Here is a 16,846-nt window from a genome sequence, read left to right as displayed (position 1 = left end):
CAAGTTTCACCTGATGCGGCATGACTACCGTCTTACTTCTTTGCAACGGTGCCGCTCAAGCCCAGATAGTCGATGAGGATACGCCCGGTTTCTGACAGATACGCGTCATCTTCGGGTTTGGTTTTGTCATCGTCGACCGGCAGCGCGTCTTCGTCTTCTTTCTTCAGTTCCTTGAGCGGGTCTTCACCCTTGGCCTTGCGGCGGATGTTTTCCATGCTCAATTGCTGGTTTTCAATGTCGGTGTGCTCGGTGCGACGCACGCTTTCATTGAGGCTGACGGTCTTCTCGGCCATCAGCTTCTTGGCCAGCGCCAGCTTGTCTTCGATGAACACGAACTCGGCGTCTTTGGCCGAGCGCACGTCATGGCGCGACTGCAACTGGGCCAGGAACGGCTTGAACGGGTCAACCGCAGGCTTGATCGCAGGCTTGATGGTGTCGTAGGTCATGGCCTCCGGCAGCGCGCTTTCACCGATCTCCTTGGTGTCGATGATCGACGGGTACGCGATGTCAGGCAGTACGCCCTGATGCTGGGTGCTCTGGCCGGACACCCGATAGAACTTGGCCAGCGTCAGTTTCAGCTCGCCGTGGTTCAGCGGCTGAATGGTCTGGACCGTGCCCTTGCCGAAGGTCTGGCCGCCGATGATCAACGCGCGGTGGTAGTCCTGCATGGCGCCGGCGAAGATCTCCGAGGCCGAGGCGGACAGACGGTTCACCAGCAAGGCCATCGGGCCTTTGTAGAACGCGCCTTTGTTTTCGTCTTCCAGCACGTCCACTTTGCCGTCTGCGTTACGCACCAGCACGGTCGGGCCCTTGTCGATGAACAGGCTGGTCAGTTCGGTGGCTTCCTGCAACGAGCCGCCGCCGTTGTTGCGCAGGTCGATGACCACGCCGTCAACCTTGTCGCCTTGCAGCTCGGTCAGCAGCTTTTTGACGTCGCGGGTGGTGGACTTGTATTCCGGATCGCCTGCGCGGTACGCCTTGAAGTCCAGGTAGAAAGCCGGGATTTCGATCACGCCCAGCTTGTAGTCCTTGCCGTCCTGGTTGAGGTGCAGGATCGACTTCTTGGCCGCCTGCTCTTCAAGCTTCACCGCTTCGCGGGTGATGGACACGATTTTGCTGGTCTGATCGTTCGGGCCGTTGCTGGCCGGAATCACTTCCAGGCGCACCACCGAACCTTTCGGACCGCGAATCAGTTTGACCACTTCATCCAGACGCCAGCCGATCACGTCGACCATCTCTTTGTCGCCCTGGGCCACACCGACGATCTTGTCGGCCGGCGCGACCTGCTTGGTCTTGGCCGCCGGACCTGCCGGGACCAGGCGCACGATCTTGACGTTGTCGTTATCGCTCTGCAGCACAGCGCCGATACCTTCCAGCGACAGGCTCATGTTGATGTCGAAGTTTTCCGCGCTGTCAGGCGACAGGTAGTTGGTGTGCGGGTCGTAGGACATGGCGAAGTTGTTGGTGTACGCCTGGAAGATATCTTCGCTGCGGGTCTGGGCCAGGCGCGACAATTGATTCTTATAGCGCTTGGTCAGGGTTTCCTGAATCTTCGCGGGCTCTTTGCCGGCGATCTTCAGGCGCAGGACTTCATCCTTGACGCGTTTGCGCCACAGGTCGTCCAGTTCGGCTTCGTTCTTGGGCCAGGCGGCGTCCTTGCGATCCACCAGCAAGGTTTCTCTGGACGTCAGGTCGATCTTGTCGACGCCTTTGTCCAGTTCGGCCAGCGCAAAGTCCAGACGCGACTTGATGCGGTCCAGGTAACGCTTGTAGATGACGAAGCCCGGTTGCAGATCGCCGCTCTTGAGGAAGTCGTCGAATTGCGTGCGCCACTTGTCGAACTCAGCGATATCGCTGGCCAGGAAGTAGCTGCGGGAAGGGTCGAGCAGTTTCAGGTAGCTCTGGTAGATGATCTCAGAGCGCTTGTCGTCCAGAGGCGGCTTGCTGTAGTGGTGCCGCTTGAGCAGTTCCACCACATTGAGGCTGGCAATCACCTCGTCGCGATCGGGCTGAAGATTATCCCAGCTGTTGGCAGCAAAGGTGTTGGCTGACATTGGCAGGACACTGAGGCCAATGAGCAAAGCAAGCGTGCTGGGCAAAAATTGCTTCATGCTGATTCGACGCGGGGACAATTGATAACGCATATTAGGCCGTCTTTAAGGTCGCCGGTTCCGTCTCTACGCTCGTGACGTTTCACTCAGCCTGATGCGGAACCCGGTCGCATAATGCAAAAAGCCCGAATGCCTGTTAGAGCACATCGGACTCAGTCGAGAACTCACTATGGAGGCACCGTGAAGGCATTGCAAGGCGTTGAAGGTCAAGTGGAATGGGTCGAACAGCCGTCGCCGACGCTGGATGTCGGTCAGGTTCGCATCAAGGTGGCGGCGGCGGGGCTCAACCGCGCCGATTTGCTGCAGCGCGCCGGGCTGTACCCGCCGCCGCCGGGCGTCACGGAAACGCTCGGCATGGAGTGTTCCGGGGTCATTGCCGAAGTCGGTTCGGGCACGTCCTGGCAGGTGGGAGACCGGGTTTGCGCGCTGTTGGCGGGCGGGGCGATGGCCCAGGAAGCGGTGGTCGATGCGCGACATGTGTTGCCGGTGCCCGACGGCATGTCGTTGCAGGAAGCGGCCGGGATTCCGGAAGTCTACGCCACCGCCTGGCTGAACCTGTTCCAGCTGGCGGCGCTCAAGCCCGGGGAAAAAGTTTTGCTGCACGCCGGCGCAAGTGGAGTTGGTTCAGCTGCCATTCAGCTTTGCAAGGCGTTCGGCAATCCGTGCTGGGTGAGCGTTGGCTCCGCCAAACGGCTGGCGTACTGCGAGGCGTTGGGTGCGCAGGGCGGGGTCATCCGCGGCGACAGCCTGGACAGCCTGAGTGATTTCGCGCCGTTCAACGTGGTGCTCGATCCAGTGGGCGCCAACTACGCCGCCCTGAACCTGAAAGTGCTGGGTGTCGACGGTCGGCTGGTCCTGATCGGGCTGATGGGTGGGCGCAAGGCCGAGGTGGACATGGCGCTGGTGCTGGGCAAGCGCATTCAGATTCTGGGCTCGACCCTGCGCAGCCGCGACGATCAATTCAAGGCCGACCTGTTGACCGACCTGGGGCAGCACGTCTGGTCGCTGTTCACCGAAGGCCGCCTCAAGCCGCAACTGGCGCGCACTTTCCCGATCACCGATGCAGAAGCAGCGTTTGCCGAGCTGGCCAGCAATCAGGTGTCGGGCAAGGTAGTGCTGGTGATTGATGAGCATCTGGTCTGACGTTCTGCTTCCTGTTCGGGCGCTCTTGGCAACGCGGTCCTAACCGATAAACGGTGGCCAAAACTGTCATTTCTGACAGTAGCCAGACGGTCTGGATGGGTTCTCAATAAAGCCTTGTTGCGCGGTCCATGTCGGCGTTTGCCGGCTGGCTGCGCTTCATTGCCAAGGATGAGGACACATGACCAGGGATAGGAAAAAACAGTCACCCGGCTGGCAGGAAAGCATCGGTGCGAATGCCAATCTGGCGGCACCGACAGTGCCCGCGATCATCGACCAGAACGACCCTGATGGCCTCGTTTTCACCGGTACGCACCTGAGCGACCTTGAGGTGTTGGTGCCACTCTGGCCGAACACCGCTGATCCCGGAGAGACAGACATTCTGGCGCTTTACTGGAGCGGGGCCGCTGGCGCTCCGGTCGCCAGCCAGCGCTTCGACGGTCCAGTGGATCCCGCGCTGTTTCCGTATTTGTTGAGGCTGGACAAGAACCTGCTGCAGCCCGACGGACGCTACGAAGTCTGGTACACGGTCGAAGACGACACTGGCGCCGTCGCCGGTTCCGACCACCGCACGCTGACCATTGATACTCGCCCGCCCAGCTACAACCAGCAATTGCAGGCGTTGCTGTTGCCGGCTGATCTGACGGGCGGACTGATCAACGAGGCGTATCTGGCCACCCATAACGACGAAGTGGAATTTCGACTGCCCAGCCCGGTGTATCTGGACGCGGCAGAGGGGGATGTCGTCGACCTGTATTGGTCTCAGGACAACCCGCCCACCTCGGCTGCTGTCGCCACCACCACGGTGACTCAGGCGCAGATCGATGCCGATGACATCCGGATCCGGCTGCCTGGCAGTGTCATTCGCAGCCCCGACCGGGATGGCAATTTTTACGCGACGTACAAAGTACGTGATCGCGCGGGCAACGAGACCCCGACTTTTTCCCGTGAGACAGCGGCGACGTTGGCGCTCAAGCCCCTGCCGGGGGGTGACCTTCCAGAGCCCGGGTTTCCGGATGCCACGATCTATGGGTATATCCATTGTGAGCACGAACCCTGGAACGGCGTTCGGGTCAGGATTGGTTTCGTCAGTAACCTGTTCGAGTTTCAGGACCAGATCACCCTGTACTGGCAGGGGTACCGGACGCTGAATGGCAACGATCCCATTGCCGGCACCGAAGGTGTTTTTGCGAGGACCGTCAGCGTACAGAACGTGACAGAAGGTTATCTGGACATCCTCGTTGAACCCTACATCCCTCATATCGAGCCCATCACGGAAGGATCGGCGATTGCCACGTACCGCTTGACCAAGGTCAACGGGCAGTCGGGTGCTTCGTATGAAGGGTTGGTGAAGATCAACCGCATGCTGCCCAGCGGGGAGCTCTGTGGCCCAGTGCTGCCGGTCGGTACCTCTGCTGCCCGGGTGGAGGGCGGATGCAGCCTGTGTCAAAAAATCCGTCGCTTTCTCACGCACCTGTTTCGAGCACTGGGGCGTGGCGGTAGAGGGAACTGAAGCAAGCAACACCCAGGACGCGTCGGGCTCGATCGGCGCGCTTCAACTCAAGGAGAGACGAAATGAGTTACCCATCGACAAAGCGCCCCAACGTGCTCGCAAACGCGCTTGCTCGCACCGTCAACCAGCTCAAGAAGCAGAAAAGAAACCGTGCCGGTGTGCTGGCGCTAGATGCTCCAATCCCCCCGGATTGGTGGCCGGGTGAGCCGGAATTTGCAGGACTGGTGCCTAAGGAGGATCAGGAAAAGGACATGGAGATCCGGGTCAACATATGGCCAAACAGTGCCCAGCAGGGTGAAACGGATGTGCTGACCTTCCAATGGAAACCGTCAAGCTCAAGCAATTGGCAGAATGCGCAGGCACCGCAACCAATCCAGGGGCCGCTGAATCCGGCAGACTTCCCCATGGCGTTGCAGTTGGATAAGGTCAATTTTACACAAGAGGGCACGTTCGACTTGCGTTACCAGGTGACTATCGATGCCGGGACTACTACTGATTCTGAGATCACCCAGTTCATCATCGATAAAACCCCGCCAAACGCTAATCAATCAGCGGGCGCGCCGACGTTTGTTGATCCAGTGATCATCTCCGAGGGCGTCACCAATGACTATCTGGTCACCAACGGGGGGGTGAATATCTTCATCCCAACGTATAACGATCAACAGCTGGGCGACTCTGTTCAAATTTTTGTCCATAACCCCGGTAGCAGTCCAACCCAGCCCAACTACAGCGCCGAGTTCGACGCTAATCGCGAGATACAGATACCCGCCACTGCGTTTGCCGGCCTGCTGGACGGGGTCATTTACGTGGCTTTTCGCCTGGTGGACAAGGTCGGCAACCTCGGACCTGAGTCCCTGAATGCAACAACCGGTCTGTTCATCAATCCGCTACCCAATGCGCCCTTGGCGGCTCCCACCGTCCCCAGGATTGCTGATGACAGAATCCTGCATCTGGACGATGTGGCGTTGGGGGAGGACCTGGTTGAAATAGAACTGTATGACAACTGGCTGGAAGGCGATGTGCTGACCCTGACCTGGGGCCTGGGTGGCGCCCCTGTGGCCCACACGATGACATCTGCCGATGATCCGATCGTTCTGAACGTCTCGTACAGGTCGGTTTTGGCGCCGGCCTATGGTACTGCGACCGGTGTGTTACCCACATCGGTGAGTTACACCGTCAAACGCGGGAACAAGGTTTTTGACTCTGATGTGGCAACCATTGATGTCGACTTCTTCGTGCCCGGCCCCGTGAATCCCGACCGCCCGGACCCGGTCAACACCAATCTGCCGAGAGTCACTGTGCGGGGGACCGGTGTCTCGCCCGAAGATAACGTGTTGAACGCCGACGATGCCGGCCTGCCAGTGGAGGTAACGTTCGATCTTTATACCCCTATCGGAAATGGCGAAGAGCTGCTGCTCTATTGGTATGCATTAGGCGATATTAATAAAGTCGGTACGTTAAGTCCGGTGACCGGTACAGCTGGCGACCCGTACACATTCACCGTAATTTGGGACTCCATCAAGGATTTGCCAAGCGGCACGCAAGTGCCGGTGTTCTATACCGTTGGACGAGTGGGTAGTACTGACAATGTCGAGTCCTGTGTGCCGACGCTGGTGGATGTGAGCGCAGCCTTGCCCATCCAGCTTGCCGATCCCGAATTTCCTGATGCAGGGGTCGCCGGGGATGGCTCGCCTATCCTGAACTGCACATCCTTTATAGGACCTGATCAGCATGTGCTAGTCGTCATCCCGCCCAACGATCCCCTGCTGGCCGGTGGGGAAGTTGTGGACTTCACATGGCAGTGCTTCACTGACAAATTCGGGCAGGATGCGTCGGGTACGCCCCAGGAGTTCACAAAGACGCTGACCGTTGACGAAGCGACCAATGGTTTTGAGCTGGAACTTGAGCCATTCGACGATTACATTCTGCCCGTTGGCCGCAACGGGTCAATCACGCTGACATACGTGTCGCAAACCGCACCGCCCATGGAGGGCACCATGCTCATCAGGGCAGCGGCCATGGATGCTGCAGGGGTCTGCGAGCCGAACGCTCGCCGCAACGCGCGGGGGAGATGCGGCTGTTGAACACTCGATCTGAAGAGCGGCGCTTACCGTCCGCCTTGCACGTGTATTAAGGCCGCCCTGTGCGGCCTTTTTCTTTTATTTATAAATTCACGACGGCTAAGCGATAAAGGGTATTAGAGCCTTCATTGTAAGACGCTACGCTCAACACGTTAGGAAAAGTCCTACATAGATTAGGAATCGAAGAATGTAGTCTTCGCGCCTTTATTCCTACGGCATATTTCAGCAGTTCCGTGGGATGGCGTTACTTCCAGGGAGTTGGTCATGACTGAATCACGTTTTATATTCCCCCGATATTTCAAACCCGGCACCTTTATCAGCCTTGCACTGTGCGTAAGCGCTGCTGTCCAGGGACGTGTGTTGTTACCCGATGAGAGCGCGGTCGTGAGTCAAGGGGATATACCTGAGAGCTGGACCATGGCGTCCGGCTCTGTTCTGACCGTCAACAGCGGCGCACAGGCGCTGGGCATCTCCGTCGGTGGCCCCGGCGCTGTCCTCAATCTCAACGCCGGCAGTTCAACCCAGAGTATCGATCTGACCGCTAATGGCACGGTGGCCAACATCACCGGCGCCAGCATCATCGCAAGCAGCGGTTCCAACGCGCTGACGCTGGGCGGCAGTTCGGCCATCCTGACCGATGCCAGCGTGGTCAGTGCAAACGGCCTGGGGCTGTTCGGCTCGCAGGCTGCAACCGGTCCCGGCAGTTCATTCCTTATCAACGGCGGCAACATCAGCGGCGGGACCGGGGGCGCATCGCTGTCTTTTGGCAGCGTACTGGACGCTACCGGTGCAGTCATCACGGGCACGGGTGCCAACAGTTATGGCATTCGGGGTTTTGGGTCGGCTATCACGCTTCGAAACAGCACTGTCAGCGGCGGTCTGAACGGCATCCTCTACCGGGTGGACACAGCCAATGTGCGAGAAGGGACCGTCACCGTCGAGGGCACGCATGTCGAAGGGGGCAGCGGCGCGGCGATTCGCCTCAACGGCCAGGGCGGCGGGCTGGTCGCCAACCTCAACTTGCTCAATGGCACGACCCTGACCGGCGGCAATGGCAATGCGCTGGAGATCGACAGCGGCGCTGTTGCAAATGTATTGCTGCAAGCCAGTGCAGTGGAAGGTGATATCGCCATCCTGACCGGAAGCAATGCGAACCTGGCCTTCAACCAGGGCCAGTTGATCGGCAACATTTCCGCAGATGCGACCAGCAGCGGCACCCTGGGGATGATCAATGGATCGGTCCTCACCGGCGACGTCACGGGCATCGACTCCGTCCTCCTCGATGCGAGCGCGATCAATGGCAATGTCACCTCGGCGACCGGCGCCGGTCTTGTGGCGTTGAATAACGGTTCCACACTCAATGGCAACATCAGCAGCGACAACGTCAGCCTCGACGGCAGCGCCATGACTGGCGATATCACCTCGACCTCCGGCTTAGGGGTCGTGTCGTTGGCGAACCGTTCAACGCTCAATGGCAACATCAGCAGCGACAACGTCACCGTCGATGCCAGCGGTATGACCGGGACGATTACCTCGACCTCCGGCGCGGGTGTCGTGTCTTTGAATAACGGTTCAGCGCTCGATGGCAATATTGTCAGCAACACGGTCAGCCTTGTGGCGAGTCGCGTGACCGGCGATATCACCTCGACCTCCGGCGCGGGTGTCATGTCGTTGGCGAACGGTTCAACACTGACCGGGAACATCCTCGGCGACAACGTCAGCCTCGACGCCAGCGGGGTGACCGGTACGATCACCTCCGCGTCTGCAGCAGGGGTGGTGTCGTTCAACAATCGTTCGGTGGTTGAGGGCAATGTCAGCAGCAATAACCTCAGCCTCGACGCCAGCGCGATGACCGGCGACATCACCGCAATCGATGCCGCGAGTACGGTGTCGCTGGCCAACAACTCGGTGTTCACCGGCAACTTGGTCAACGTAGACAGCGCGACCATTGCCGGTTCATCGGTCTGGAACCTGGTAGGTAACAGCCGCGTCAACTCGCTGGCGATGAACGAGGGCGTAGTGAGTTTCGGCGAGGCCAGCCAGTTCTATCAGCTTGATGTCGCCAATCTGTCGGGCAACGGCACGTTCATCATGGACGTGGATTACCTCACCAACCAGCACGACACGCTCAATGTCACGGGGTCTGCGACGGGCAGCCATACCTTGCAGATTGCCGGTTCGGGCGTCGATCCTGCTTCTCCCCAGCCGCTGACAGTGGTGCACACCGATGGCGGTGACGCCACGTTCGCCCTGAGCGGTGCGGGCGTGGTGGATGTCGGCACCTACTCGTACGCGCTGAATTCAGCGGCAAACGGCGCCGGCACTGACTGGTTCCTCGATCCGGGCACCCGCACCGTCAGCCCCGGCACGCGTTCGGTGCTGGCGCTGTTCAACACCGCGCCGACGGTCTGGTATGGCGAGCTGACGTCGTTGCGCAGCCGCATGGGTGAGCTGCGCTTCAACGGCGGCAAGTCCGGCGGCTGGGTGCGCACCTATGGCAACAAATACAACGTGAATGAAGCCTCGGGCGTGGGTTACCAACAGAGCCAACAAGGGCTGTCCCTGGGCGCGGACGCGCCGCTGCCGATCGGCGACGGGCAGTGGCTGGTGGGTGTGCTGGCAGGCCACAGCACGTCCGATCTGGATCTGACCCGGGGCACGTCGGGCATGGTGAAGAGCTATTACGCCGGGGTCTATACCACCTGGCTGGATCAGGCCAGCGGTTACTATTTCGACGGCGTCCTCAAGTACAACCGCTTCCGTAATGATTCGAAAGTCAGCATGAGCGACGGCACGCGTTCCAAGGGCGACTATGACAACGGTGGCGTGGGCGGTTCGGTGGAGTTTGGTCGGCACATCAAGCTGGATGACGGCTACTTCGTCGAACCCTTCACGCAACTGTCCGCGGTCGTCATCGGTGGCAAGGACTACGATCTGGACAACGGCATGCAGGCCAAAGGCGACCGGACGCGCTCGTTGCTGGGCAAAGTGGGCGTGACGGCCGGGCGCAACTTCACCCTGGACAGCGGCAGTGTCGTGCAGCCCTATGTGCGTGTGGCCGGTGCCCATGAGTTCGCCAAAAACAACGAAGTGCAGGTCAACAACAACGTCTTCAACAACGACCTGTCCGGCTCCCGTGGCGAGCTGGGGGCCGGTGTAGCGGTGGCACTCTCGGACAGGCTGCAACTGCACGCCGATTTTGATTATTCCAACGGCGAGAACATTGAGCAGCCGTTCGGGGCGAATGTGGGGTTGCGGTATAGCTGGTGAGTTGGACCCATCACAACAGCCGACATCTTTGAATGATGTCGGCTGCTGATTTTTCAGCGTATACCCACGACCAGACACAACGAAAATGGAAACGCGGTAGCGACTGCGTAACCCTCTGCACCCGAGACGAGGTTCTTCACCCAGTTTTTATTCAAAAAATAGCCGTCACTTGACCAATAAAAGGCATTGCCTTGAGGCCAGCGCCCAACGTACTGGCCATGAATGGCTCGTAACTCTTCCATATTCGGGATCCTGTACCCGGCATTCTGCGCGTCAGTTCTGCCCCAGGGGTATCGATTACTGCCAAACCCTTGGCAAAGCACTACCCCGCTGACTTGAACGGTATATACGCCGGAGCGACCTTGCGCATCTCTCACGGTAATGGTCGAACTGCCGTTGGATCTGGCGACGACTTCCCCGGCGGTACTGACCGTCACGATACCTGTGTTACTGGATGAATAATTGTAGGGCGGTACGCCACTGCGAGGTGTACGGATCGCCGTTGTACCGGCGGGCCACGAGACGGGCAACACATCGGGTCGCCCCGTTGGAACATAAAGTCTGCCGCTCAGGCTGATGGTCGATGTATCTAGCACAAAATCCGGCACCGGCGACTCCACCGTAAAACTCCGGACGTTGGACTGCGGCTCATCCCCATACCTGGCAACCGCCTTGATCCCATGCCCGCCCAACGCCAGCCCGCTGATAGTCTGGGCCCATTCACCAGCCCCTGTGACCGACGCTCTGCCCTTGGAGGTGGAATTGTCGAACACTTCTACCTGCTGATTCGCGGCCGCATTGCCCTTGACCGTCACCGCTGTCTCGGTGGTTCTGCCTCCATTGGAAATCTCCTTCTGGGAATCCCGCACGCTCGTCACGGTCGGCACGGTTGCGGCAAGCACATTAACCGTCCAGGGCGATGAAACCGGGTTGCTGGAATAGAGCGCCTTGGCCGTGAGGCTGTGGCTACCACTGCCCAGGCCGCCGACCTGCCGCGACCAGTCGCCGTTCGCGTTCACGTCCGCAGTGCCTTTGGAGGTCGCTCCGTCGAATATTTCCACCGACTGATTGATCGACGCCTTGCCCGACAGGGTCAGGGTATTGGCGAATGTCGAACCATTGTTGGCCACCGGCGTGCCGGTGGGTTCCACCACCTGAGTGATCGTCGGGTTTACGACGGCCGTGACCGTGAACGTACGCACCGGTGATTCCGGGTTGTTTCCGTAATCGGCGCGGGCTTTCATGGCGTGCGCCGCCACGCTCAGACCGGTCAGGCTGAGGGTCCATTGTCCGCCCGCGTTGGCCCTGACCTTGCCTTGCGATGTCGCGCCATCGAAAATCTCCACCTCCAGATTCGCGTTGGCACTGCCCGTCAGCACCACGCTGGTGTCCACGGTGAACCCGTTGGGCGGGATTTCGACGTTTTTCGAGTCCTTGATGCTGGTGATCGTTGGGGCGACGGAGGCAATGATGGTGAAACTGCGCACCGCCGATTCCGCGCCCGCGCCGTACATGGCCTTGACCTTCATGGCATGGGACGCCACGCTCAAGCCAGTCAACAGCAATGACCAGGTTCCGTTGGCGTCCGCCGTGGCCGTGCCCTTGACGGTCGCGCCGTCAAGGACCTGGACATTCAGGCCCATACTCGCCCTACCGGTCAGAGTAACTTGAGTATCAGCGGTTGAGCCTTTGTCAGGAATTTCCTGGCCTTGAGAATCCTTGATGCTGGTGATCGTCGGTGCAACCGAGGCTACGACGGTAAAAGTCCGTACCAGCGATTCCTGTCCGCTGCCATACAGCGCTTTGGCCTTCACGGCATGCGCCGCCACGCTCAGACCGGTCAGGCTGAGCGTCCATTGTCCGCCTGCGTTGGCCCTGACTTTGCCTTGCGATAGTGTGCCATCGAAAATTTCCACCTCCAGGTTTTCGCTGGCACTGCCCGTCAGCACTACGTCGGTTTCCACGGTGAATCCGTTGGGCGGGATCTCGACGTTATTCGAGTCCTTGATGCTGGTGATCGTTGGGGCGACGGAGGCAATAATGGTGAAACTGCGTACCGCCGATTCCGCGCCCGCGCCGTACACTGCCTTGGCCTTCATGGCATGGGACGCCACGCTCAAGCCAGTCAACAGCAATGACCAGGTTCCATTGGCGTCCGCCGTGGCCGTGCCTTTGACGGTCGCGCCGTCAAGGACCTGGACATTCAGACCCTTACTCGCCGCACCGGTCAGGGTGACTTGAGTATCAGCGGTTGAGCCTTTGTCAGGAATTTCCTGGCCTTGAGAATCCTTGATGCTGGTGATCGTCGGTGCAACCGAGGCTGTGACGGTAAAAGTCCGTAACAGCGATTCCTGTCCGCTGCCATACAGCGCTTTGGCCTTAACGGCATGCGCCGCCACGCTCAGACCGGTCAGGCTGAGTGTCCATTGGCCACCGGCGTCAGTTTTTGCCGTGCCTTTGACGGTAGCGCCATCGAGTATCTGCACGTCGAGGTTCGCCGAAGCGGCGCCCCTCAGCGTGACACTGGTATCGACGGTGTAACCACGATCCGGTATATCTGCGTTATTTGAATCCTCCACGCTAGTAATGGTGGGTATCACGTCTTGTGCCACTGTAATTGTCCACACGGTGGATTCGGGCTGTGTGCCATACAGCGCTTTTGCCTTGAAGGGATGCGAAGCCACTGTCAGTCCCGAAGCGGTCAACGACCAGGTGCCCGCGCTGTTGGTGCGCGCTGTGCCTTTCGAGGCATTGCCGTCAAACAGTTCGATCTGCTGATCGGGACTGCCCTGGCCGGTTATCGTGACGCTGGTCTCGACGGTGGTGCCGCCGTTACTCACGAGTCCATTGGAGTCGACCACCTGAGTGATGGTCGGTGTCAGGTTGGCCACCACTTCAAACCGACGGGGCTGTGAAATCAGGCCGCTGCCGTCCAGGGCATGGGCAGTCACGCTGTAGTTTTTGACCTGCAATCCCGACAGGTTGGTGTTCCAGGCCCCGCTGCCATTTGCGCGGGCAGTGGTCAGGCGTGTATTGCCGTCGAGGATTTCAAGCTCAGCCTCCAGAGTGGACGTACCGGTTAGGGCGACCTGGGTGTCGAAGGTGATCCCGCCTTCAGCGACTTCGCCCTTGCTGTCTTTGACACTGATGATCTGCGGACTGACCCAGTCATGGTGCAGCTTGAAGGTGTAGACCGTTCGCGGAAACTGCACGGTAGCGCTCTCGCTGGCGACGCCGTCGAAGGCCACGTTGCAGACCACCGTCACGCGGGTGTCTTGCCCGAGCCGCTCCAGTTCAGTGCGCAAAACGCTTTGCGACAGGCCTGCAGTCGCCTGGGCACTGGTCAGTTCCACACCGTCGAGCAGCGTGATCGTGTGCAAACCGCCACTGCTCGTTTCCCCTTCGAGCCTGAACCACACTCGCTGCCCTGCGGCAATGAACGGCCATTTCGCCACGGTCGCGGTGCCATTGCCGGTGAAGGTCGCCAGGTTCAGCGTCAGGGTCTGGCCATCGGCCTGGGTGATGACGGGGTGGGGCAGGTCTTTGTCGGGCTCACCGAACGGCAGCACCTTCAGGCTCAAGATGTCCGACTGCTTTTCAGCCATGTAGCGCTTGACCCGATAGCTGACACTGACGTCTCGGCCAATGTTCGCGCCGATCACTGGTGCGGGCACGGTGTATTCAACTTGCCCGGTGCTGCTGCCCGGTTTTTCCTGATCGGCAGGGGACCCTGTCCCCGGAGTGCCCAGCCACAGGAGGGTAGCCAGATCCGGGGGCTCCATGCTGGCGTAGCTCACGCGTACGGTGACGCCATTCAATGCATCCATCGGATCGAGCACGCCATTGTTGGCCTTCAGCACGATGGGGGCGGGAAGGTCGCCAATCAGTTTGCCGATGATCAGATTCAGCGTCGCCGAGTACTGGTAAGAGGCCGGGGAGCCGCGCCTGAGTGTGTACAGCACCCGCACTTCGTTGTTGATGTTGGGCTCGACGATTGCGCGCGGGAGGGTGAAGTCCACCGGTTTGCCGGCAATGGGGGTGGTGATGGGAATAGAGTCACTGCCACTGCCCTCCAGCGGTTGACCAAGCCAGTACCAGGTCAGGGTGTCGCCGACCTGCGTGCCGGTGTAGCCGACCCGCAACGTGATGTTGCCCGGGTGCAGTTCGGGATCGAGTACGCCAGCCTCGGCTTCCAGGATGGAGGGGGCGGGCAGGGAAGCCGAATGTTGCCCGACGCGCACGTGCAGGTGCTCGGAAACGCGTACATCCAGCACCTGCCAGGCGTCGTTGGACACCCGATAACTGACATCCAGCGTGCCGTTTTCCAGCGGGGCAATGTGCTCGCCCATCACCGGGATATAGACCACATTTCCCGCCTCGTTGGCGGTGACGATGTGCTGGGCTTCGTACAGATAAGGCGTGCCATCCACCCGCGTTCCCAGCCAGATAAGGTCGATCAGGTCGCCGTTGGCCATGTACTCGTACACCGGGATTTCCACATGTGCACGTTCCTCCAGAGGGCCGAGCACATTGCCGATCAGCTCCAGAATGCTCGGGATCTTCAACGGCAGGGTGCCGGTGATGCGAGCGAGCGCGCGCTTGGAGGACTGCGTTGGATCACCGTTGGCTTTGGTCAGCACATAAGAGGCCTCGGCTTTCCCGTCGAGGAGCGCGCGCACCCGTGCATTGGGCACGGTGGTGTCGTAGATGGACGGAATATTGCTCAACACGACCGACTCGCTATACGTCTGGTCTTCACCTTGCGCCGTGGTCCCCAGCCAGGTCATGGTCAGCGTGTCGCCGCGTTCGAAAGGGGCCCCGGATACGGGGATCTGTACCGTGACATCGGCGCTGGCCAGGGTGCCCAGATCGATAACGCCATTCAAGGCTTGCGCGATGATAGGTGCGTCCAGTTTCCAGGCGCCGGCCTCCACGGGCACCTTGGTTTGCAGGGACCAGTCGGTGGAGAAATTCCAGACCTCGTCGTACACCTGATAGTGCACCAGCAGGCTCTCGGCATCGCCGGCCGCCAGCACCGTGGCCTGATCGACGGTGATGACAATCGGGTCACTGCCCGCGGCTTCTGCTTCGCTGATTTGTCGCCGCAGCGATACCGATCCCCATCGCAGTTCGAGCGTGTCGCGCGCGGCGCGGCCGGGGTAGGTGGCAATGCTGACCGGAATGCCTTTAGCGGCCCACTCGGCGTCCACGCCGTTGTCGATCACATCCTGTGGCAGTTGCGGCGCCGCCAGTTCTGAGTGACCAGGCAGGTGCGGGTCGCGGTCAATGCCCGCCGGCCGGTCGAGCTTGACCCTCAGACGCAACGGCACCGAGTCCTCAGTCGAGGTGGCGCCAGCACGGGTCAGGCGATACTTGACCTCTTCGGCCCACCCCGCAACGGCGGCACTGCCAGGCAGAAAGAAAATGAGGCGCTTGTCCAGGTCGGCAGCGACGACGTCGTGATCTGCGATCATTACACCGTCCCAGTACACCTCGATTCGATCGCCCTCCTGCATGCGCAGCCAAGGGTCAACGGCGCTCAACATGCCGCTGGGATTGTCTTCCACGATGGCGATGTTGAGCCCGCCGTCACCGTGTTCAACGGGCGTCACCATCCCACTGATCCATAGCGGCCGTAGCGCCATGACAGAGTAGTCACGTTCCAGCGGGGGAAAGAGCGTGGGTGTGTAGCGTTTCATGGTGAGCATCCTTGTTCATTACTGAAAGTTAGCGTGTCAATCGTCGAAGGCGCGGCGGATCGTGATCGGGTGATGATTGCTGCGTGGGTTAACCCCGCTTGGACGATCCATACACAGCCGGCGGGGCTGACGGATAATCAACCTGAATAGAAGGTTGGTTTCCACTAGCTTCGCAGTCGTCTTGGGCCCATGCCTGACGGGTGCGACTGCGAAGCCTTTGTAAGCAAAATGCTAAGTGCTCTGCTTCTGTCCGACGCGCTATATAAAAAATCTGAATTGTCTTAGCGCCGAGTGGGAGCCCCCACTCGTAAGCTTCACGAAATACTGCCCCTTTGTTGAAAGCGTCCGCGTGACTGACCATGCGCCACTGGCGCCGACTGTGACGGTAGCAAGCTGTTGCTGTACACCGTTCACGAGCGCAATAAGAACGCCCGTCTGATTAACGAATGAGACACCGGATATGGTCAGTATGGGATCGTAAGTTAAAGTGTTTTCAGGAATTTCTACCCCATTAGAGTCCCTGATGCTGATGATCGTCGGGAACGCATCAAAGACGCTAAAGCTACGTACTGCCGACTCGTCGCCGTTGCCATATAACGCCTTGGCTTTGATCGCATGAGCCCCATCCGCCAGACCGGTGATTGCGAAGGTCCATTGTCCGTTGGTGTTGGCCATGGCTTTGCCTTTAGAAGCACTGCCATCGAAGACTTCCACTTCGAGCCCGGCGCTTGCAGCACCCGTCACCGTCACACTCGTTTCGACCGTTATTCCGCCGGCCGGAATTTCAGCGCCGCTGGCGGCCTTGATGCTGGAGACAGTGGGTGCAACGACTGCGGCCACAGTAAACCCCCGCACTGCCGACTCAGCGCCACCGCCATATAAAGCCTTGGCTTTGATCGAATGAGCCGCAACCGCCAGACCGGTAATTGCGAAGGTCCATTGTCCGTTGGTGTTAGCCATGGCTTTGCCTTTAGAAGCACTGCCATCGAAGACTTCCACTTCGAGCCCGGCGCTTGCAGCACCCGTCACCGT

7 protein-coding genes are annotated in these 16,846 nt (G+C 59.8%); 4 read left to right on the top strand and 3 right to left on the bottom strand.

Features of this window, described 5'->3' with window-relative positions; all coding sequences use genetic code 11:
- Positions 1-32: 32 nt before the first annotated feature.
- The gene (locus tag ABQX22_RS00150) at positions 33-2,111 is read right to left on the bottom strand and encodes a carboxy terminal-processing peptidase (protein WP_349795299.1); all 2,079 of its coding nucleotides are present in this window, start codon (positions 2,109-2,111) and stop codon (positions 33-35) included.
- A gap of 180 nt (positions 2,112-2,291) precedes the next feature.
- On the opposite strand from ABQX22_RS00150, the gene ABQX22_RS00145 reads away from it, so the two are divergent.
- The 4 genes from ABQX22_RS00145 (at position 2,292) to ABQX22_RS00130 (ending at position 10,115) form a co-directional block, all read left to right on the top strand.
- Entirely contained in the window at positions 2,292-3,254 is a 963-nt protein-coding gene (locus ABQX22_RS00145; RefSeq protein ID WP_349795297.1) for an NAD(P)H-quinone oxidoreductase, read from the top strand.
- A 178-nt stretch (positions 3,255-3,432) separates the two neighbouring features.
- The gene (locus ABQX22_RS00140) at positions 3,433-4,764 is read left to right on the top strand and encodes a hypothetical protein (RefSeq protein WP_349795295.1); all 1,332 of its coding nucleotides are present in this window, start codon (positions 3,433-3,435) and stop codon (positions 4,762-4,764) included.
- A gap of 62 nt (positions 4,765-4,826) precedes the next feature.
- On the top strand, positions 4,827-6,848 hold the full coding sequence (locus tag ABQX22_RS00135; protein WP_349795293.1) for a hypothetical protein: 2,022 nt from the start codon (positions 4,827-4,829) through the stop codon (positions 6,846-6,848).
- A 261-nt stretch (positions 6,849-7,109) separates the two neighbouring features.
- On the top strand, positions 7,110-10,115 hold the full coding sequence (locus tag ABQX22_RS00130; RefSeq protein ID WP_349795291.1) for an autotransporter outer membrane beta-barrel domain-containing protein: 3,006 nt from the start codon (positions 7,110-7,112) through the stop codon (positions 10,113-10,115).
- 53 nt (positions 10,116-10,168) lie between these two features.
- On the opposite strand, the gene ABQX22_RS00125 is transcribed toward ABQX22_RS00130, so the two are convergent.
- Both ABQX22_RS00125 and ABQX22_RS00120 read right to left on the bottom strand, forming a co-directional pair.
- Positions 10,169-15,814, bottom strand: coding sequence for a hypothetical protein (locus ABQX22_RS00125; RefSeq protein WP_349795289.1), 5,646 nt, complete (start codon positions 15,812-15,814; stop codon positions 10,169-10,171).
- Between the two features lie 258 nt (positions 15,815-16,072).
- Positions 16,073-16,846: hypothetical protein (locus tag ABQX22_RS00120; RefSeq protein ID WP_349795287.1), on the bottom strand; the 774-nt coding region annotated here is incomplete at its 5' end.

It is taken from the genome of Xanthomonas sp. WHRI 1810A (assembly GCF_040202885.1).
Taxonomy (GTDB): Bacteria; Pseudomonadota; Gammaproteobacteria; order Pseudomonadales; family Pseudomonadaceae; genus Aquipseudomonas.
The sequence above is the reverse complement of the archived record's forward strand: the minus strand, read 5'-3'. Positions and strand labels throughout refer to the sequence as shown.